Below are 19,605 nucleotides of genomic sequence, written 5' to 3' on the forward strand. Positions count from 1 at the left end.
GCTGCCGGCCTCCTGGACCATGCGCACGGCGCGCTCCATCACTTCGGGGGAATATCGGACTGATTTTTTCATGGTGGCTCCATTTTCTCAAATGTTGGAGCCTCCTTCAAACCCGGGGCGATTCACTCGCAAGAAGCACATTTTCAGCGAAAAAAGCGGGCATATTCGCGACACGCCACAAAACCGCAAGCTGCTGGAGGATCTGGCTAACGACGCCACCGCTAAAGTAGCCACTGACCGCTACGGCAATTCATGGTACGCACGTGTAGAGGCCAATGGGAAGCAAGTCTGGGCGGAGGTGCGTGGCGAGCGGATTATTGGTGGTGGGATCAATAGTCCTCCTCGACAGCCGCATCCCGACACAGGTTTGTCGGCGCCGAGGAAAAGCCGATGGATGAAATAGCGGAGGGTGATCATGGCAATGATGAGTGAAGAACAGGCCTACAAGGCGATGTTCAGATTTCTCGAAAAATATTATGAACTCACGCAAGCGGATGATATTGGCGCGCTTTTGGGGAGCATGAATATGAAACTGTTCAAGGATGGCCGTCCTGCGGATGCGGCCATGTGGGAAGAATGGCAGCTCGCAATTCGTGAGGTGTTGGCTGCCCAGCATTGATCGAGGTTAGTCAAGTATCGACAAAAGAGGTAGTTTCCCCTATATTCAGGGCCCGATTGACCTTGAGACTACCATGAAACGACTGCTTTCCACTTGTGTGATCGGCCTGGCCCTGACGGTGACGCTGGCCGGCTGCGAGCGCGCCAAGGCGCCGGCCGCCGCTTCGGCTTCCGTGCCGGCCGTGCCATTCCAGAAAATCGATACCGTGACCGGCGAGGGCAAGGAAGCCGTGGCCGGCGCCACCGCCGTGGTGCACTACACCGGCTGGCTGTACCAGCCGAACGCGCCGCAAACCCATGGCGCGCAGTTCGATTCCTCCGTCGGCCGCGGCCCGTTCAGCTTCCCGCTGGGCGCCGGACAGGTGATCCCGGGCTGGGACGAGGGCGTGAAAGGCATGAAGGTGGGCGGCAAGCGCACCCTGATCGTGCCGGCCAACATGGGCTATGGCGACAGCGGCGCCGGCCCGATTCCGCCTGGCGCCACCCTGATCTTCGACGTGGAATTGCTGGACGTACGCTGACATGCAACCCGTCATCACCGAATTCCGCCTGCAATCGCCCGAGCCCGGGTACGACCATCCACGCGAGGAGCGCAGGCTGGCGGGCAACCCGAAGCGGACCACCTGGAACCACTACACCAGCGCCAGCGGCGAGGTGGTGGCCGGCGTGTGGGCCTGCGAGCGCGGCAGCTGGCGCATCGCCTTCGGACCGCACAAGGATGAATATTTCTATGTGCTGGAAGGCCGCTGCCGCGTGATCGACGAACATGGCTACGCCGCCGAGGCCGGCCCCGGCGACGCCATGGTCATCCCCGCCAACTTCAAGGGCGTGTTCGAGGTGGTGGAGCCGGTCAAAAAGCACTACGTCATCGTCGACCGGCCAGCGTGACCGGGCATATGGACATCCTAGCCATCACCGGGCCGATTTATCTTGTGGTCCTTGCCGGCTACCTCGCCACCCGCATGGGCCTTTTCGCCCGCACCGACATGCAGGTGTTCGGCAAGTTCGTGCTCAATCTCGCGCTGCCGGCACTGATCTTCAACGCGCTGGCGCAGCGCCGCATTGGCGAAATCCTGCATCCGGCCTATCTGCTGTCCTACCTGATCGGCTCGCTGCTGATGCTGGCGCTGGCCTATGTCGCCGGTCGCAAGCTGGCCGGCTTGAGCCGCACCCGCAGCACCTTCCTGGCCATGGGCGTATCGTGCTCCAACAGCAGCTTCATCGGCTTCCCCATCCTGCTGCTGATGGTGGCGCCGGTGGCCGGCGTGGCGCTGGGCCTGAACGTGATCGTGGAAAACCTGGTGATGCTGCCGATCCTGCTGGCGATGGCGGAAAGCGCGCGCGATGGCGGCGGGCCGTGGCGGCAGGCGATGAAACAGTCGGCGCTGCGCCTGATGCGCAATCCGATGCTGCTGGCGGTGACGGCGGGGCTGGTCATCAGCCTGGCCGAAATCCGGCTGCCGCAGCCCGTGGTGCGCACGGTGAACCTGTTTGCGCAGGCCAGCGGCAGTGTGTCGCTGTTCGCGATTGGCGGCACGCTGTTCGGCCTGTCGCTGAGCAGCGGCTGGCAGCGCGTGATTCCGCAGGTGCTGGCGAAACTGATCGGCCACCCATTGGCGGTGTTGTCGATTGCTTCGCTGTTGCCGCTGCTCGGCGTGGCGCCGATGGCGCCCGAGCTGAAGGCGGCCGCGCTGCTGATGGCGGCCATGCCGATGCTGAGCATCTATCCGATTCTGGCGCAAGCCTATGGTGAGGCAGACCGCAGCGCCACCGCGCTGCTGATCTGCATGGTGGTCTCTTTCTTCACGCTGAGCGCGTGGATGTGGATGGTGCGGCCGGGGTAGCTCAGGGCGGGTCTTTGCGGCGCGCCTGTTCGATGTAGCGGACTGCCTGCTCGGTGTCGTACGGAGCTTTCAGGAACTGGCGCAGGCCTTCGTAGGCCGGCGCCACCAGATCCGCCCTGGCGTCGCGGTCGAAGAAATAAGTCCATCCGGCGGCATTCGCCACGGTGGCGCCAGTGATCTCCGCCAGCAGGACATTTGAGGATGAGGTGCCGGCCTTGGCCGGCAGGGTTTGATCGGCATCGGCGATCTGGCGCAGCGCGCCGCTCTCGGCGAGGAAGGCCAGGAAACGCTTGCGCGCCCTGGGATTGGGGGCATTCGCCGGCAGCACCAGCACATCCAGCGGCGCTTCCTCATAGGCCGGCATCGTGGATGAAAGGGCCGGGAAGGCGAAGAAACCGAAGTCCTGCGCCATCGCCTTGGGAAAGCGCGCGGCGACGAAACTCCCGATCAGCATCATGCCCACGTGGTTGCGGTACATATAGGGCAGCACGCGGTCGAACTCCTGGTTCATGGTCGCGTCGAGGAAGTACTCCTTGCGCAGCAAGTCGCCCCAGACATCGAACACCTGACGCACGCGCGCGTCGGTAAAACGCACGTCGCCGTTGAGCAGCTTGTGGTGGAAATCCAGGCCATTGATGCGCAGGTTGAGATAGTCGAACCAGCCGGCGGCGGGCCACACGCTTTTCGCGCCCAGCCCCAGCGGCGTGATGCCGGCCGCCTTCAGCTGCTCGCACACTTGCAGGAATTCGTTCCAGGTGGCGGGCGGGCGCACGCCGATGCGCTCGAACAGCGATTTGCGGTAAATGAAGCCCCACGCGTAGTAATACAGCGGGAAGCCATACACTTCGCCATCGATGCGCGTGCCTTCTATCGCGCTGGTGACGAACTTCTGCTTCTTCAGCAGCGCCAGCATCTCGGCGTCGAGCGGGGAAAGCAGTTTATTTTTGGCGGCGTCGCGCAGGCGCTCGCCCGCATACCAGAACGCCAGGTCGGCGCTGCCGTTTTGCAGCCGGGTTGGCATGTCCCGCTTGTATTGCTCCTGCGGGTAGCCATTGTGCGTCACCTTGACGTCCGGGTTGGCGGCGGCAAACTGGTTGATGATGCCTATCCATGCGCTGCGCTGCGGGGTGTTGGACACCACGTAGTCGATGGTCAGATTTTCGGCGGCGCAGACGCCCGGCAGTCCAAGTGCCGCACATAACAGGATTGTTGCCAGGCCGGAGCGAAAAAAAGACGTAAGCATCCATACAGTTTGTTCGCGGCGTCTGTGCCTGTCAACACAAGATTGCAACAATAATAAAAAACGGCAGCGTCACCGCTGCCGTTCGCTAAACCATCTGTTGTTCAGTATAACGAGCGCGGCTGTGGACATTCACGCAATCGATCTGTTGCGTGTGCTTCACGAACGTCGCGACTTGGCCCCTTCCTTGATATCTGTTGGATGTTCGGCGATGACCGGAGCGCCGAACAGCGCTTCCACCATCGGATCGCGGCGGATCTGCGGCTTCTTCTTGCGCGTGGGGTAGGTGATATCGTCGATGATGCGGTGGATGCGGGTGCCTTCGCGGTTGGTGGTGACAGTGAGGGTAGGTTTCATGCTGCTTTGACGTGATAAAGGTTTTCCATCGCCGCGATGATGGCGTCGGCCTGTTTGATGAGCAGGAAGTCGGCTTGCGGATGCAGCAGGCGTTCTTCTTTCAGGTGATGCTGGCGCACCAGCGCGCGCAGGTTGGATGACTGTTCGTGGTAAGCGTCGTAGTCATGCCGCGCAATGGCGGCCTCGATCTGCACGATCATGATGCGCATCTGGCGGTGCTCCTCGCGCATCACCACCGAAGGACCATAGCCATTGCCCAACGCATGATCGAGACGCGGGAACAGCACGCGCTCCTCTTTGTCCAGATGGCCCTCAAACATGCCGATGAAAATACCGAAGTTTTTGCGTGCCGCGTCCCATTTCCCCAGGTTGACATCCGATTCCGCCATCGCATACTGCGCGTCGCAGCGCCGGTGCTCCTGATCGAGATACGTCGAAATCTTGTACATCTATTTGTCCTTGATTAAAGCTTCCTGCATTGTCACCCCTGCCCAAGCGGGAAAACTTTGATGCAGATCAAGAAATTCGGGATGAGCCGGCAATTCCATGGCATATTGCGGCATCCATAACGATCCAGGAGAGACACCATGCGATTGCTTCCGGTCACCACCATGCTGGCGGCGGCGCTGGTCCTGCTGCCCGCCGCCGCCGCTGAAAATCGTCAACGGCTCATCGTCCTGAGCGACCTCGAGGCGGACCCGGATGACAGCCAGTCGCTGGTGCGCCTGCTGCTGTACTCCAACCAGATCGATATCGAAGCGCTGGTCGCCACCACCTCCACGCACCAGAAAACGCGCATCGCGCCCGAATCCATGCGGGCCATTATCGCTGCTTACGGCAAAGTGCAGGCCAACCTGTCGAAGCACGAAGCGGGTTATCCCAAGGCCGCCGCGTTGAAGTCACTGGTGCGCGAAGGCCTGCCGGTGTACGGCATGCAGGGCGTCGGCGAAGGCAAGGATTCGGCCGGATCGGAGGCCATCATCAAGGCGCTGGAGAAGCATGACCAGCGGCCGCTGTGGATTTCGGTATGGGGCGGCGCCAACACGCTGGCGCAGGCGCTGTACCGCATGCGCCATGACCGCACGCCGGCCGAACTGGCGCGCATGATCGGCAAGCTGCGCGTGTACGCCATCTCGGACCAGGACGATACCGGCATCTGGATACGCACCCAGTTCCCGCAACTGTTCTACATCGTCAGCCCCGGCGGCTACGGCGCCGCCACCTGGGGCGGCATGCACGTGGCCGAGCCGGGCTTCGACAACACGGAGGTCGGCAACAGCTGGATCGCCGAACATATCCAGCAGGGCCACGGTCCGCTGGGCGCGGCCTATCCCGATGTTGGCTATGGCGCCGAGGGCGATACGCCGGCCTTCCTGTCGCTGATTCCGAATGGCCTGAACGCACCGGAGCATCCCGACTGGGGCGGCTGGGGCGGACGTTATGAGCTCTACATACCGGCGCTGGAAAACACCGACCCCAAAGGCTTCAATGGCAATGTGCCCGTCACGCAGGAGTCGCGCCCGATCTGGACCAATGCATCGGACAGCTACGCCCCCATGGTGTTCAATGAATACGGCCGCAATGTGCGTGCACATGACAAGACTGCCAGCGGTTTCAAGACCACCATCTGGCGCTGGCGCAAGGAATTCCAGAACGATTTTGCTGCACGCATGGACTGGACCACCAAGCCATACAGCGCCGCCAATCATCCGCCGGTGGCACGCCTCGGCCATGCGGCGCAACTGACGGTGCGCAGCGGTGAAGAGTTCATGCTGAGCGCCGCCGGCAGCACCGATCCGGATGGCGACAGCCTCAGTTACCTGTGGTTCCATTATCCGGAGGCCGGCAGCTACAAGACGCCGCTGAAATTGAACAGCGCCGAGAATCTGGCCGCCGTGTGGATCACGGCGCCCAAAGTGGATCAAGCCGAAACCGCCCACTTCGTCGTCAAGGTTACCGACAAGGGCAAGCCGGCGCTGACGCGCTATCAGCGGGTGGTGGTCACGTTTGTGCCGGCTTCATAGCCTGTGAGCCGGGGCTCATTGCTTGACCAGCTCCACGCGGCGGTTCTTTTCACGACCCGCCTCGGCATCGTTGGAGGCCACTGGCGCATAGGAGGCCACCCCCTTGGCGCTGAGGCGCTTGCCGTCGATCTTGTAGTCGGCCGCCAGCGCCTTGACCACGGCCTCGGCGCGCTTCTGTGACAGGTCGACGTTGTGCGCCGGCGCGCCCTGGTTGTCAGTGTGGCCCACCACGTAGACTTTCAGCTGCGGGTTCTGTTGCAGCAGCTTGGCCATCTCGCCCAGCGCGGCCTTGGACTCCGGCTTGATCTCGCTCTTGTCGGTATCGAAGTAGACGCCGTACACCGCCACCTTGCCCTCGGCCGCGATGCCTTTCGCCATATCGGCCGCGTTGAGATTGGCGCTGACCTTGTCGCTTTCCATCGGCTTGCCCTCGACGATTTCCAGATACAGGCCACCGTTCTTGTCCTGCACCGGCGCCACCGAGTACACCGCCACGTGCACCGGCGTGCCGTCCGCCGTGGTTCCTTTGGCCAGCAGATAGCGCTCGTCGTTGCGGCCATAGTTGAACGGCTCGACGTAGGCGATTTCGCCCTTGACGAAGTTGTTGCTCACGCGGCTGGCGCGCCAGTACTCGCCGAAGCTGTCGCCGCAGTTCTCCTTGGCGCAGGCGAATACGGTTTTGAGACCGGCCTTGTCCAGCGCCGCCTGATAGTTGCGCATCACCTCGACGGCGCTGCGGTCCTTGGGATAGTTGTAGGCGATGCGCGTGACCTTGCCCTCCAGCGTGAGGACCTTGTCGAAATTCGGCTGATTGTTCTTGTCGGCGACGCGCTTGCCGGCGGGGAGCAGCGCTTCATCGAACTCCTTGACCTCGTAGCCGACCAGCTTTGCGCCGGTAAAGCGCGATAGCAGGGGATGGTCTTTCGCGCCCTTGACCGTGTCTTGCGGCGGCATCTGGGCATGGGCCAGCGGCGCCACGGCGGCGCACAGCAGCAGGTATTTTCTCATCGCGGTTCCTCGAAATGAATGACCGCAGGATTATAAAAATTTTAACCGTACGCTGGCGCACAATCGGTGCCCGGCCGGCGGCCTACAATGCGCCAAACAATTCCGTGGAGCCGACCATGAAACACCTGATGCTGGCCTTTGGCGTGGTGCACGCGGTGATCGCCTTGCTGTTCACGGCCGGGGCGCTGTTTTTGATCGCCATCGGCGCGCACCAGGGCTGGCAGGCCGCGCACGCCGGCAGCGGCCTGGCGGCCGCGCAGGAAGTGATCGAGGCGATCGGCATCCTGGCCGCCGCCGTGGTGGCCTTGCAGATCGCCGAAACCATCATCGAGGAAGAAGTGGTGCGCGACGCCGACATCAGCGCGCCCACCCGCGTGCGCCGCTTCCTGTCGCGCTTTTTCGTGGTGGTCGTGGTGGCGCTGGCGATAGAAGGGCTGGTCGCCACCTTCCGCGCCGTCCACGACGACGCCAGCGAATTGCTGTACGTGGCGGCGCTGGTGGCCGGCGTCGGCATCCTGCTGGCGGCATGGGGCGTGTTCGTCCATCTTAACCGCTCGGCCGAGGAACTGGAGCCGGACGCCATGCAGGAAGCGCAGGCGGAGGACGAAAAACTCAAGCCTTAATGCGGGCGCGCCTGCTGGCGGCGATCCGGCTGCATCATCTCGTTGGCCGCGCCTTGTTCGAATTGCAGGCGGCGGATAGGCGCGCTGGCGTCCACGCCCAGTTCGTTGAACACTTCCAGGGCGCCCAGCAGCACCGCCTGCTGCGCATTCATGTAGTTGAGGTAGGACGAATTCAGCACATAGAACACCAGCTCGAACTCCAGCGCATCCTGCGTCACCGACTTGAGATGCACGCGGTCCGCCCGCACGTCGGGCTGGCGGTTGACGACGGCCATCAGCGCATCCGGCACCTTGGCCGCCAGTGCGGCCGGCGTCGAGGGATTGAGCCGCAGCGAGAACTGCACGCGGCGGTTCTGCATGCGCTTGTAGTTGCGCACCACGTTTTTCAGCAGCTCCGCATTGCCGATGACGATTTGCTCGCCGCTGTCCGAGCGGATGCGGGTGGTCTTCAAGCCCACGTGCTCCACCGTGCCGGAGACGTTGGTGATGGCAATCGCGTCGCCCACCTCGAACGGCTTGTCGACCGCAATCGACAGCGAGGCAAACAAATCGCCCAGTACATTCTGCACCGCCAGCGCCACCGCGATACCGCCGATCCCCAGACTGGCCACCAGCGCGGAAACGTTGATGCCCAGATTGGACAGCGCCGCCAGCAAAAACACCACCCATACCGTGGTCTTCATCGCCCACACCATCAGGGTGTTGGCGACGGTGGTCGGCGAGTCCGGCGTCTCCGAATGATTGCGGAAATAGCGGCGCGCCCCCAGCGTGGCGGCGCGGTCGAGATACATCACCAGCTGCAAGCCAAGCACGATGAACCAGAGGTGGCCGAGGCGCTCCTCCCACAGCGGCGTCAATTCCAGCGTTTTCAGACCGACCAGCAGCGAGATCGCCAGCACCGCCAATATGCTGGTGCGGTTGAGGGTTTCCTTCATCAGCTGGACCATGGGCCGGTCCGAGCGGCCGGCCTCGTCGTGCCGGCACAGGCGCCTGCGCAGCAGCCGCAGGAAGGCGTAGATCGCCGCGAAGGTCACGGCGGTGGCGCCGGCCGCCAGCAGCAACTCCTCACCGTCCACATTGGAAAAAGGCGCGAGATAGCGTTGTATATTCAAGCCGCACTCCTGTCTTGTCAGGCCAAATATGCATGCTAGGACGGGAACGGGGTGGCTTCTGTTCGTTGCATCACTCTTTTCATAGCCGGACTTGGTGATTTTCGTAATTGATATTTCGAAAATGAAGACGCACAATGCTGGCACATCTCCCACTATAAGAGAGGCTTATGAGACTGCTCGCCTACACGCCGGTATTTACCGCGCTCGCATCGATTTTTACGTTTTCCGCTTCCGCCTTCGCCGCGCCCATCGCCACCCTGGACCGCGATGGCGCCTTCGTTTCGATTGAAGCCTATGGCCCGAACGTGGTGCATGTCACCATCGCCGTCGACAAGGCCGAGGTGCTGAAAGGCCCGGGCTACGGCATCCTGCCCAAGAACAGCGACAACAGCGCCTTCCGCCATACCGGCGGCGGCCGCGATGTCGACGTCTTCACTTCCTCCGCCATGACGGTGCGCGTGAATCCGGCGCCGCCGCCATCGGTGCCGACCCAGGGCCAGAAATACTTCGCGCCGTCGCTGGCGCCGGTCGGCCTGCAAGTGTTGAATGCCAAGGGTGAACCAGTCGTCAGCATGAATGGTTGGGAGATGTCGCCGCAAACCGTCAACACCGAGAAGACTTTCCAGGTCGGCGCATCGTTCTCCGTGGCGCGCGATGAGCACTATTACGGCATGGGCCAGAACCAGGAATCGCTCGGCCAGCTGGACCTGCGTGGCCGCGTCCTCGATTGCAAGCACTGGTACGATGCGCCGGCCGGCGAGAGCGTGTGCGTGCCGTTCATGGTGTCGTCCAAGGGCTATGGCATTGTGTGGGACAATCCGTCCGCCACCCGCTTCGTGGCCGGCGTGAATGGCCGCACCTCGTTCCAGTCCAACGTGGGCGAGCGCGTGAGCTTCTTCGTCATCACCGGTTCGACCCCGGAAGAAATCTATTCGGGCTATGCGCGCGTGACCGGCAAGACGCCGATCCCGCCGAAGTCCGCCTTCGGCCTGATTCAGTCGAAAGCCCGCTACGACAGCCAGCAGGAAGTGCTGCGCGTGGCGAACACTTATCGCCAGAAGAAGTATCCGCTGGACGTGATGGTGGTGGACTGGTTCTACTGGACCCGCATGGGCCAGATGGACATCGATCCGGCGCAGTTCCCGGACCCGAAAGGCATGAACAAGCAGCTGCACGATCTGGGCATGGAATCCATCATCTCGATCTGGCCGCGCTATGAAACCTCTGGACGCTATTTCAATGAGCTGGATAGCAAAGGCTATCTGCTGAAGGACAAGGACGGCAAGACCGTGGACGGCCTGCCGTTCCGCTCCGACCGCACCGGTGGCCTGATCGACCCGACCAATCCCGCGGCCCGCAAGTGGTTCTGGGAGAAGGCGCGCGACAATATCCTGTCGCAAGGCTTCGACTATCCATGGCTGGACGAGACCGAGCCGGATCTGGTGCCGAGCGGCTTCTTCTACTCGATCGGTTCGGGCGACCGCTATCACAACCTGTTCCCGCTGCTGCACGTGGAAGGCGTGGCCGAGAACATGCGGGCGTGGAAGCCGAACAAGCGGGTGCTGATCCTGTCGCGCGCCGCTTATCTGGGTTCGCAGCGTACCGGCGCCTTGTTCTGGTCCTCGGACATTCATCCAACCTGGGAAGCGCTGGCGCGCCAGGTGCCGACTGGCCTGAACATGACCGCATCCGGCATCGCTTACTGGGGCAACGACATCGGCGGCTGGCAGAACCTGCCGCGCGAGTCGTCGGCCGTGAAGGCGCCGCTGCTCGATCCGTCGGATGCGCGCGATGTGGTGGGCAATTACCACGACTATCCGGAACTGCTGACGCGCTGGTTCCAGTACGGTACCTTCATGCCGACGCTGCGCCTGCACGGCGAACGCAAGGCGGCCGAGATCTGGGCCTTCGGCAAACAGGCGGAGGCGGTGATGGCGCGCTATGACACGCTGCGTTATCAGCTGATCCCTTATATCTACTCGCAAGCCAAGTTCACGCACGATACCGGCGCGCCGTTCATGCGTCCCCTGTGGATGGACTTCGCCAACGATCCGAACGTGGCCAACATCGGCACGCAGTACATGTTCGGCCCGGCCTTCCTGGTGGCGCCGGTGACGGAGCAGGGACAGACCGAGAAGGATGTGTACCTGCCTGCCGGCGCCGATTGGTATAACTTCTGGACCAACGAGAAGCTGTCCGGCGGCCGCTGGGTGAAAGTGGCTGCGCCTATCGATCAGATTCCGGTGTTCGTGAAAGCCGGTTCGATCGTGCCGATTGGCGCCGAGGTGCAGTCGACCGCCACTAAACAGGCTATCGCCAGCATCAACGTCTATCCGGGCAAGAGCGGCGAGTTCCGTCTGTATGAAGACGATGGCGTGAGCTACGACTACGAGAAAGGCAAGTCGACCGTCACCGTCCTGAAATGGGACGATGCGGCCGGCAAGCTGAGTGGTGGCGGTTCCGCCGCCGTCAAGGTGATCGGCAAGTAAGTCAGCCTTTCACGCGCTGTAATACGCTGTGGCGCAGGTCGCGCCACAGCGGCAGCGGGTCCCGCCAGTCGTGCACAAAGTAGCCTGAGCGGGGCCGCGCAAACTCCATCAGATAAGCAGCCAGTTCGCGCCATGTCCGCAGGTGCAGCAGGCGCCGCGTCTCCGCCGTCATGTACCGGCACCGCACACCCGCCGCGTAAGGCCTGGCGGTGACTTCTACCTGCAAACCCAGGGCCTGATAGCAGTACCACGGAAAGCTGGCGCCAGCCTGGCAGGCCAGCGGCAAGCTACCCCAGAATCTGCCATTCACCTCCATCAGCGCCGCCCGTCCGGTGGCTGGATCGTAACGATATTCGACCATCGCCACGCCTTCCCACTGCAATTCCTTCAACAGCGCCACCGAGCGCCGCATCAGGACCGCATGCTGCGAAAGCGGCAGCGCCGCGCATAGCGTCGACGTGCCGCCTTCCGGCGGCCATTCGTGCAGGCGCTGGTGCTGGAACTGGTAGAGCGCCTGGCCATCCTTCATCAGCACGAACTGGCCGAGGCCATGGCCGGCGCAGTATTCCTGCACCATTGGGTAGTGGCCTAGCGTCTGGTAGCGGTACAGGGCGGCCATCAGCGCTGGTGCGTCGTGGCAGTATTCAGCCTTCTCCAGCCGCAGGCCGGCCTGGCGCAGCAAGGGGATCATGGCGTTGGGATCGGCCCATTTCAGCACTATCGGATAGCGCGCCTGGGCCGCCGCCTGCTCGCCTTGCTCGATGCTGGATGGGTGCCAGGTGCGCGGCACGAAGATGCCGATTGCCGCCGCCGCCGCGTAGGTCAGGTCCTTGCGCAGCACGTGACGCATGCGCTCATCGTCGGCGAACATGAAGCGATAGCCGGGTAGTTGGCCGCGCGCCTTGTTCAGCGTGACGATGTCGGTTTCCGCGATGGCGAACAACGCGGCCGGGCCGATTTCCCCGCCCAGGCGGCGCAGCTGGGCCACCACGTCGTTCTCGCGCAGCAGGCCACGGTGCAGGTAGCGCGAGCCGAGGCCCAGCGCGCCGTTGCCGCGGGCGATCCCGTACACGGTCACGCCGTGGCGGCCAAGGTCGCGGATGATGGCTAGGCCGATCGGCGTGTCGATGCCCAGCACCACGGCCGGCAGCGGCTGCGGCGCCGGCGATGACAGCAGCGTACGGATCGCCAGCCGCCACTGGTGGCGCTGCCGTTCGGTCACAGCGCCAATCGCCAGGACGCTGGCAAAGACGGCCAGCATGGTGACGGCATAAAACCATGGTCGTGAGGGATCGCCGTTGAACAGCGCTGCGTAGAACTGGATCAGCGGCTGGTGCAGCAGGTAGATGCTGAAGGTGCAGGCAGCCAGCGGCCGTATCAGCGGCGCGAAACGTTCCAGCGGCGGCGCCAGCGCGCGCATGCCGGTGAAGTGGCAGGCCACGATCAGCGCCAGCAGATAGTCGGTGATGAAGTAGCGCGAGAATGCCAGTTGCTGGTGCCAGTGGGCGCCGATCACATGGCGCAGCCATGCGCTGCCGGCTTCGGTCAGGCCGTACCTGTGGAACAGGGCGTAGGCGATGCAGGAGGCCAGCAGCAGGGCGGCGCCGGCGCGACGGCCGATGCGCTGCAAGGCGTTCCAGCGGTGCAGCACCACGCCGGTGATCCATACTGGCGCCAGCAGCAGGATCTTGGGGCCGATCAGCAGCGCGATCGCGCCGCACCACAGTCGCCGCCGGCGCGTGAAGGTGAAGGCGGCGAACAGTACGTAGTACCAGAATTCGTAGCACAGCGACCAATACGGCACGTTGGAGAAGGACATGATGGATTGCGTCCATATCTCGTTCAGGAAGGCCAGGCTGGTGAGGATGCGCAGCCAGGGCAGGTCGTGGGTGGTGCGGCCTTCGTAGAATTGCGGCGCCATGGCGTTGCCCAATTGGTCCAGCAAAGGTGTGAGCAGGACCACGGGCAGCGCCAGCGAGTAGATGCGCGCCAGTCGGCTTGACCAGTATTCCAGCGGTGTGTTCTCACGCGTGGCGGTGATGTGGGCGATCACGTAGCCGGACAAGACGAAGAAGACGATCACCGCCGCGTGGCCGTGGGTGCTGAGCGGGAGCTTGTCGCTGATGAGCAGGCGCAGGTTGGAATGGTACTGCACCACCAGCAGCGCGCTGATCACGCGCACCAGGTCGAGATAGAGGGAGAATGGGCGGTTCACGGTGCGCTCCGCGTTAAGGTGAGATGCAGGCCTTGCACCGCCTGGCGCAGGCGCGCGTAGCAGTGGTCGAAGTAGGCGTCGGATAGTGTGTAGGGATCGTGCAGATGCGGCATCGGTGGATCGCACCACAGGCCTAGCAGGGCAATTTGCACGTCGTCGTGGGCGAACAGGCGGCGCTGGAGTTCGTGCGCGTGACGGATTTCCATGGCCAGCAGCAGGTCGCCAGGCTGGATGGTGAAGTCGTGGAAGTCGGTGGCACGGTGGGCGCTGAGGTCCGCACCGCAGCGCAGGGCGGCGCGCATGGCGGTGTCGGGGGAGGGCGCGCCGGTGGTGGTGGCCAGGCCGATCGAGGCGGAGGACAGGCCGAGCTGCATCGCCACCTGATGGGCGTAGGCGCTGCGGCAGATGTTTCCGAGGCAGACAAACACCACGCGCCGCACCCGCTGCGGATGGCGCAAGCGGAACGCCTCCAGTCGCCCGCCGTGCAGCGCGGCCAGCGCCAGCAGCGCCCGCACCGCGCCGCGCCAGGTCCCATGCTGCCGCTCGATCCAGCTCATGGCGTCCTCGCCGTGCGGCGGGAAAGCATCCATCGGCCATAGCGGTCGTAGATCACTTGCGTGGCGAGGCGGGCGGCGGTGTGCCATGGCCGTCCGCGCAGCAGCGGATTGCTGGACGACCTGGCCGTCAGCGGCAGGCTGGCCGCAGCCGCCAAGCCGCTGGCCTGGAAGCGCTGAGGATGCGCCGCCACATAAGCACACAGCCGCTCCAATCGCGACTGGTTCACCGCATGCCGCCGCAGCACGCGAAATCCATCGCCATAACTCTGCACATACTCAAACGGATGGCTCAGTATCACCACCAGCTCCAGCCCCGCCGCATGCGCGGAATCCAGCAACCACCGCATCTCCGCAAAACTGGTCCCGGACACCGATACCGTTTTCAAATGTCCAGGACAATCCTCAAACGTCAGCACCGGACACTCCACCACCCCATGCCGCACATGCCGCCCCGCGCGCAGCTGATAATCCGCCAGCCCGCAATTGAACACGCCCAGGCCGATATTTGAGCTAAACGGTATGCCCACCGCCGCCTGCGCCCGATACAGATTCTCATCATGCTGCAAACTCCCGGCGCGGAACACCCGCGGCGGCGGCAATCCCCACGCCGCAAAGGTCTCCTGCCCGTGCCGCAGCAGCGCCACCGTGGAGTCCAGCGCGCGCCCGGCCAGATCGTCCTGGCGCGGCGCCAGCCGCACACGACGCGGCCAGTCCGCGTGCTGGAATACCGCCCAGCAGGGATGGACATGCAATTGCAGCTCATGCCCGTGCCGCGCGATGCGCCGCGCCAGCGCGCGCATCGGATCGTCGCGGAAGTAGTGCCGCTGCACCGTCTCGACAAAGAAGGTGGCTTGCATGCCATGCCGCGCAAAGCAGTCGAGCAGGAAGCCCAGTCCCTGCGAGCGTCCTTCCGTTTCGCACAGCACCATCGGCACGCCGACCGGGCGCAGAGCCGCATCGGCAAACGCCCCGGCGATGCTGAATTCAGTGTCAATTGTGAAACAGACGCGCATGGCCATCACCCGGGATCGACAATCCGACCAGTGTAGACATGGCCGCCGCGGCGCGACATGCGCCCGCTCAAACACCGGGCACTTCGATTAGTGTGCCTATTATTTTTTCTGTCCAGTAAAATCGAGCTTAACCAGCCATGAAGGAAGATCATGCAGCAGAGCGCCCTGTCCAGCGTGGACGCCATTGAAGCCGAACGGTTCCGCCAGTTCATCATGGGCGTGACCGACTACGCCATCTACATGCTGTCGCCGGAAGGCGTGGTGGTGACGTGGAATGCGGGCGCGCAGCGCTTCAAGGGCTACGATCCGGAAGAAATCATCGGCCGCCATTTCTCCATGTTCTATACCGAGGAAGACCGTGCCGCCGGCCGCCCGGCGCGCGCCCTGGAGCTGGCGCGCACCACCGGCAAGTTCGAGGACGAGGGCTGGCGCGTGCGCAAGGACGGCAGCCGTTTCTGGGCCAGCGTGGTGCTCGATCCCATCGTCGATCCCGACGGCGAGCTGCTGGGCTTTGCCAAGATCACGCGCGACATCACCGAGCGCCGCGTCGCCGCCGAAGAGCTGGAGCGGGCGCGCGAGGCGCTGTTCCAGTCGCAAAAGCTGGAAGCCATCGGCAAGCTGACCGGCGGCATCGCGCACGATTTCAACAACCTGCTCAGCGTGATCATGAACGGCCTCGAACTGCTGCGCATGACCAAGGACCCGGCCATGGTGGCCAAATCGGTGGACACCATGGCGCGCGCGGCACAGCGCGGCGCTTTGCTGACGCAGCAACTGCTGGCTTTCGCCCGCCAGCAGCCCTTGCGGCAGGAGGCGCACGATGTGACGCGCGTGATTCGTTCGTTCGAAGCGGTGCTGCGGCGCGCGCTGCCGGACGACATGCATTTGTATTTCCAGATCCAGGCCGACCTGCCGCAGGCGATGATCGATCCCACGCAATTTGAATCGGCGCTGCTCAACCTGGTGGTCAATGCCCGTGACGCCATGGGCGACGATGGCGAGGTGCTGATCGATCTGGATGCCGTGACGCTGTCCGAGCATGAAGTGGAGCGCCTGCCCGCGGGCCGCTACATCCGCGTCATGGTCAAAGACAACGGCGAGGGCATGACTCCGGAAACCATGGCGCGCGCGGTCGAACCATTCTTCACCACCAAGGATGTCGGCAAGGGCACGGGTCTGGGTCTGAGCCAGGTTTACGGCATGATGCAGCAGTGCGAGGGCGCGCTGACGCTCGATTCGCGCGTGGGCAAGGGCACGACCGTATCGCTGTACTTCCCGGCCGTGCAAAAGCAGGCCGGCGACGACCAGCAGGAGGTTGCGCTCGGCTTCGAGAAGGTACTGCTGGTGGACGACCAGCCGGATGTGTTGGACACGGCCATCAGCCTGTTCTCGCACCTGGGCTACGAGGTGCTGTCGGCCGATAACGGCGCGCAGGCGCTGGAGATGCTGCACCAGCATCCCGATATCAGCATCCTGTTCAGCGACGTGGTCATGCCGGGCATCAGCGGCGTTGAACTGGGCAAGGCCGCGCGGCGTGAATTCCCCGCGCTGAAGATCGTGCTGGCGTCGGGCTACGTCAAAGCCACGCTGCGCGATCAGATGCCGGACATCGGCAACTTCGAGATGATCGCCAAGCCTTACCGCCTGAGTGACCTGATCCGCACGCTAAAAGCGCTGTAAGTGCGGCAGCGCACACTGGCCAGCGCCATTGTGCCGCACCATGAGGGTTTGCCAGGAGCGTACGTGAACCCTTACCATCCCCACCCCGGTCAGCAGGAAGCCTTGCTGGCACTGGGCGCCGCACTGCGCGCCCGCCGTTATCAATTCACCACCGTGACGCCGGCCACCCAGGCGCGCGTGCTGGCGCGTCCGGCGCAGCCGCAGGCGGCCAGCCTGCGCGACATTTTCGGCTGGAGCCGGCCGTTCGCGGCCGCCGCCATCGATGCGGAGCTGCTGGAGTTGATGCGCGCGGCCGGTGTGCTGGTGGAGGAAGATGGCTTGTTGCGCAGCGGCGTGCGGATGTCCACGCTGGCCGGTGAGTGGCTGTTCCACTCCGCCTATCCCACCACGCAGGAGGACGCGGTGTTCTTCGGCCCGGACACCTGCCGCTTTGTGCGGGCGATGGAGCAAACCGCGCGGCCGGTGCGCAGCCCGGCGCGCATCGTCGAAATCGGTTGCGGCAGCGGCGCGGCGGCCATCGTGCTGGCGCGCCGCTTTCCACAGGCCGAGGTGATTGCCGCCGATATCAACCATCGGGCGTTGGCGCTGGCGGACATCAATATCCGCCTGGCCGGCTTGGCCAATGCGCGCAGCTGTTACAGCAATCTGTTGCAGCAGCTGGATGGCGGGTTCGACCTGATCGCCGCCAATCCGCCGTATCTGCTCGATCCGTCCGAGCGCGCCTATCGCCACGGGGGCGGAGAGCTGGGCAGCGGCCTGTCGCTGCTGATCGTGCAGGCCGCGATTGCGCGGCTGGCGCCGGGTGGCGCCTTGTGGCTGTACACCGGTGTCGCCATGACCGGCGGCGATGATCCCTTCCTGCGCCGTGCCGCCGCGCTGCTGGATGAAGCAGGCCTGCGCTGGTCGTATGAGGAAATCGATCCCGACGTTTTCGGCGAGGAGCTGGAGACGCCGGCGTATGCCGGCGCCGAACGCATTGCCGCCGTGTGGCTGGTGGCGGTCAAGGATGGCTGAGATGCGCATCCTGCAACAGCGCTTGCTGCGTGGAGCCAATTTGTACAGCCGCTTGCCGTGCATCGTGGCGCTGGTGGAGTCGGCGCTGGAAGACGCCGGCATCCAACTCGCTTATACCGCGCGCTATTTGCAGCAGGCTTGTGGCGAGGCGGTGGAGTTCATGCACGCCGAGGCGGTGGCCGACGCGCCGGGGCAGTGGCGGGTGGCGGTGCAGTACGCGCTGGAGCATGTCGGGCAGGCCGCGCTGGCCGCCGCCGCGCAGCTGATCTCCGCCACGGAGCGTGGCGAAACGCCCGATGTCGGCGCCGCCGTGGCGGCGCTGCGCGCGCAAGCCGCGTCGATGCGGCTGTCCGCCGCCGCGCAAGCGGTGGCGCGCGAGGTCGCTGCGCTGGGTGTGCCGGTGCAGCGCATCAGCGAACATGGCGACTTGCTGCGGCTGGGATGGGGCTACCGCCAGCGGCTGTATTCCGAACGCGCCATCGACCAGCAGATGATGCGCTCCCTGCTGATCGAAGCGCAGCAACGCACGCCGGTCGTGCCGCCGCCCAGCCACGATCAGCAGGCGCTGTTGCGCGAGTTGCGCGACGATTCGCATCAGGCCCGCATTCCGGTGATCGGCGTGACCGGCACCAATGGCAAGACCACCACCACCCTGATGATCGCGCACACGGTGCGGCTGGCGGGCTATCGCACCGGCTGCGCCAGCACGCAGGGCCTGGCGCTGGATGGCGAGCCTTATGCCACCGGCGATTGCACCGGCTACTGGTCGCATCGCAGCATACTGGCCTCGCCTGAAACGGAATTCGCCGTGCTGGAAACCGCGCGCGGCGGCCTGCTCAAGCGCGGCCTGGCCTATGACCGCTGCGACGCGGGGGTGATGCTCAATGTTTCAGACGACCATCTGGGACTGGACGGCGTCGACACGGTTGAGCAACTGGCGCGCGTGAAAGCGCTGGTGGCGCAAGCCGCCGCTGTCGCGGTGCTGAACGCCGACGATGCGCATTGCGTGGCCGCGCGCGCGCGTCTGGCGGCCGGTGCGCGCGCCATGTACTTTTCCATGCGGCCCGATAACCCGGTATTGACGGCGCATCTGGCGCAGGGTGGCGACGCGGTGTGGCTGGAGCATGACACCATCATGCTGTGCCAGCGGCAGGTCCGGCAGAAGGTGATCGCCGCCGCGCACATTCCAGCCACCAGCGGCGGCATGGCGCGCTACAACATCGCCAACAGCATGGCGGCAACGGCGGCGCTGGCCGCCTGCGGTTTCAGCCTGACGCAGATCCATGCCGGCCTGTCCAGCTTTGAATCGGATGCGGCCACCAATCCGCTGCGTTCCAACGTGTTTGAACTTGGCGCATTCCACATCGTGCTCGATTATGCGCACAATCCGGCCGCCTACGCCGCCGTGGCCACGCTGGCGCGCGGCCTGGCGCAAGGGCAGGGGCGGGTGCTGGCGGTGGTCACCTCGCCCGGCGACCGGCGCGATGCCGACCTGACGCGCATCGGCGCCACCTGCGCCGCCCACTTCGACCGTCTGTTCGTGTACGAGTCGCAGGGACGGGGCCGCGCACCCGGCGCGGCGGCGGAATTGATCAGCGCCGGCGCCCGCGCCGCCGGTGGCGCGGCGGTCAGCACCTTTGACGGCGCCGAGGGGGCGGTGCAGGCGGCCTACCGCGCTTGCCAGCCGGGCGATGTGCTGGTATTCGCCTGCGGCACCAGGGTGGCGACGCTGATCGACGCCATCCGCGCCATCGACGCGCCGGCCGCCGAGCGGCTGGCGCAGCAGGCCGCGCCGGCATCCTGAGCCGGCC

19 protein-coding genes are annotated in these 19,605 nt (G+C 64.4%); 11 read left to right on the forward strand and 8 right to left on the reverse strand.

All coding sequences use genetic code 11. The features are described from left to right. The 5 genes from GM676_RS29055 to GM676_RS29075 all read left to right on the forward strand — a co-directional run. A partial coding sequence (locus tag GM676_RS29055; protein WP_211923314.1) for a hypothetical protein occupies positions 1-403 on the forward strand: 403 nt, incomplete at its 5' end. A 12-nt stretch (positions 404-415) separates the two neighbouring features. Beyond that, positions 416-619, forward strand: coding sequence for a hypothetical protein (locus tag GM676_RS29060; RefSeq protein WP_211923315.1), 204 nt, complete (start codon positions 416-418; stop codon positions 617-619). A 73-nt stretch (positions 620-692) separates the two neighbouring features. Continuing rightward, on the forward strand, positions 693-1,139 hold the full coding sequence (locus GM676_RS29065; RefSeq protein WP_155467906.1) for an FKBP-type peptidyl-prolyl cis-trans isomerase: 447 nt from the start codon (positions 693-695) through the stop codon (positions 1,137-1,139). Position 1,140: 1 nt separating this feature from the next. Further along, positions 1,141-1,506, forward strand: a complete 366-nt coding sequence (locus GM676_RS29070; RefSeq protein WP_155467909.1) for a cupin domain-containing protein — start codon at positions 1,141-1,143, stop codon at positions 1,504-1,506. 8 nt (positions 1,507-1,514) lie between these two features. Continuing rightward, complete coding sequence (locus GM676_RS29075; protein WP_155467912.1) at positions 1,515-2,462, forward strand: AEC family transporter; 948 nt, start codon at positions 1,515-1,517, stop codon at positions 2,460-2,462. Position 2,463: 1 nt separating this feature from the next. Here the strand turns inward: GM676_RS29075 and GM676_RS29080 are convergent, their stop codons facing one another. The 3 genes from GM676_RS29080 to GM676_RS29090 form a co-directional block, all read right to left on the reverse strand. Continuing rightward, the gene (locus GM676_RS29080; protein ID WP_155467915.1) at positions 2,464-3,705 is read right to left on the reverse strand and encodes an ABC transporter substrate-binding protein; all 1,242 of its coding nucleotides are present in this window, start codon (positions 3,703-3,705) and stop codon (positions 2,464-2,466) included. A gap of 156 nt (positions 3,706-3,861) precedes the next feature. After that, entirely contained in the window at positions 3,862-4,059 is a 198-nt protein-coding gene (locus tag GM676_RS29085; protein ID WP_155467918.1) for a hypothetical protein, read from the reverse strand. Continuing rightward, positions 4,056-4,508 carry a hemerythrin domain-containing protein gene (locus GM676_RS29090; RefSeq protein WP_155467921.1) on the reverse strand — a complete coding sequence of 151 codons (453 nt, stop codon included), beginning with the start codon at positions 4,506-4,508 and terminating at the stop codon, positions 4,056-4,058. Before GM676_RS29090 ends, GM676_RS29085 begins: the two co-directional genes overlap by 4 nt. A 138-nt stretch (positions 4,509-4,646) precedes the next feature. On the opposite strand from GM676_RS29090, the gene GM676_RS29095 reads away from it, so the two are divergent. Then, positions 4,647-6,083, forward strand: coding sequence for a DUF1593 domain-containing protein (locus GM676_RS29095; RefSeq protein WP_155467924.1), 1,437 nt, complete (start codon positions 4,647-4,649; stop codon positions 6,081-6,083). Between the two features lie 15 nt (positions 6,084-6,098). Here GM676_RS29095 and GM676_RS29100 read toward each other — a convergent pair whose 3' ends face one another. Further along, a complete protein-coding gene (locus GM676_RS29100; RefSeq protein ID WP_155467927.1) occupies positions 6,099-7,091 on the reverse strand; it encodes an OmpA family protein in 993 nt (330 codons plus the stop codon). A 116-nt stretch (positions 7,092-7,207) separates the two neighbouring features. On the opposite strand from GM676_RS29100, the gene GM676_RS29105 reads away from it, so the two are divergent. Next, positions 7,208-7,714, forward strand: a complete 507-nt coding sequence (locus GM676_RS29105) for a hypothetical protein (protein ID WP_155467931.1) — start codon at positions 7,208-7,210, stop codon at positions 7,712-7,714. Here GM676_RS29105 and GM676_RS29110 read toward each other — a convergent pair. Beyond that, entirely contained in the window at positions 7,711-8,826 is a 1,116-nt protein-coding gene (locus GM676_RS29110) for a mechanosensitive ion channel family protein (RefSeq protein WP_155467934.1), read from the reverse strand. The genes GM676_RS29105 and GM676_RS29110 overlap by 4 nt on opposite strands. Positions 8,827-8,993: 167 nt before the next feature. On the opposite strand from GM676_RS29110, the gene GM676_RS29115 reads away from it, so the two are divergent. Beyond that, positions 8,994-11,315, forward strand: a complete 2,322-nt coding sequence (locus tag GM676_RS29115) for a glycoside hydrolase family 31 protein (protein ID WP_155467937.1) — start codon at positions 8,994-8,996, stop codon at positions 11,313-11,315. A 1-nt stretch (position 11,316) separates the two neighbouring features. Here GM676_RS29115 and GM676_RS29120 read toward each other — a convergent pair whose 3' ends face one another. The 3 genes from GM676_RS29120 to GM676_RS29130 are packed head-to-tail and all read right to left on the reverse strand — an operon-like array spanning position 11,317 to position 15,100. Beyond that, complete coding sequence (locus GM676_RS29120; protein ID WP_170304380.1) at positions 11,317-13,530, reverse strand: acyltransferase family protein; 2,214 nt, start codon at positions 13,528-13,530, stop codon at positions 11,317-11,319. Next, the gene (locus GM676_RS29125; protein WP_155467968.1) at positions 13,527-14,087 is read right to left on the reverse strand and encodes an arsenate reductase/protein-tyrosine-phosphatase family protein; all 561 of its coding nucleotides are present in this window, start codon (positions 14,085-14,087) and stop codon (positions 13,527-13,529) included. The genes GM676_RS29120 and GM676_RS29125 overlap by 4 nt, the downstream gene beginning before the upstream one ends. Continuing rightward, positions 14,084-15,100, reverse strand: a complete 1,017-nt coding sequence (locus GM676_RS29130) for a polysaccharide deacetylase family protein (protein ID WP_155467942.1) — start codon at positions 15,098-15,100, stop codon at positions 14,084-14,086. Before GM676_RS29130 ends, GM676_RS29125 begins: the two co-directional genes overlap by 4 nt. Positions 15,101-15,250: 150 nt before the next feature. Between GM676_RS29130 and GM676_RS29135 the strand changes: the two genes are divergently transcribed. The 3 genes from GM676_RS29135 to GM676_RS29145 all read left to right on the forward strand — a co-directional run bounded on the left by GM676_RS29135 (position 15,251) and on the right by GM676_RS29145 (position 19,598). Continuing rightward, positions 15,251-16,780, forward strand: a complete 1,530-nt coding sequence (locus tag GM676_RS29135) for a PAS domain-containing hybrid sensor histidine kinase/response regulator family protein (protein ID WP_155467945.1) — start codon at positions 15,251-15,253, stop codon at positions 16,778-16,780. A 63-nt stretch (positions 16,781-16,843) separates the two neighbouring features. Beyond that, positions 16,844-17,794: a methyltransferase gene (locus tag GM676_RS29140; RefSeq protein ID WP_371866407.1), complete on the forward strand. Its 951-nt coding sequence runs from the start codon at positions 16,844-16,846 to the stop codon at positions 17,792-17,794. A gap of 1 nt (position 17,795) precedes the next feature. After that, positions 17,796-19,598: a Mur ligase family protein gene (locus GM676_RS29145; protein ID WP_155467948.1), complete on the forward strand. Its 1,803-nt coding sequence runs from the start codon at positions 17,796-17,798 to the stop codon at positions 19,596-19,598. Positions 19,599-19,605: the final 7 nt, after the last annotated feature.

The organism is Duganella radicis (assembly GCF_009720825.1).
Taxonomy (GTDB): Bacteria; Pseudomonadota; Gammaproteobacteria; order Burkholderiales; family Burkholderiaceae_D; genus Rugamonas; species Rugamonas radicis.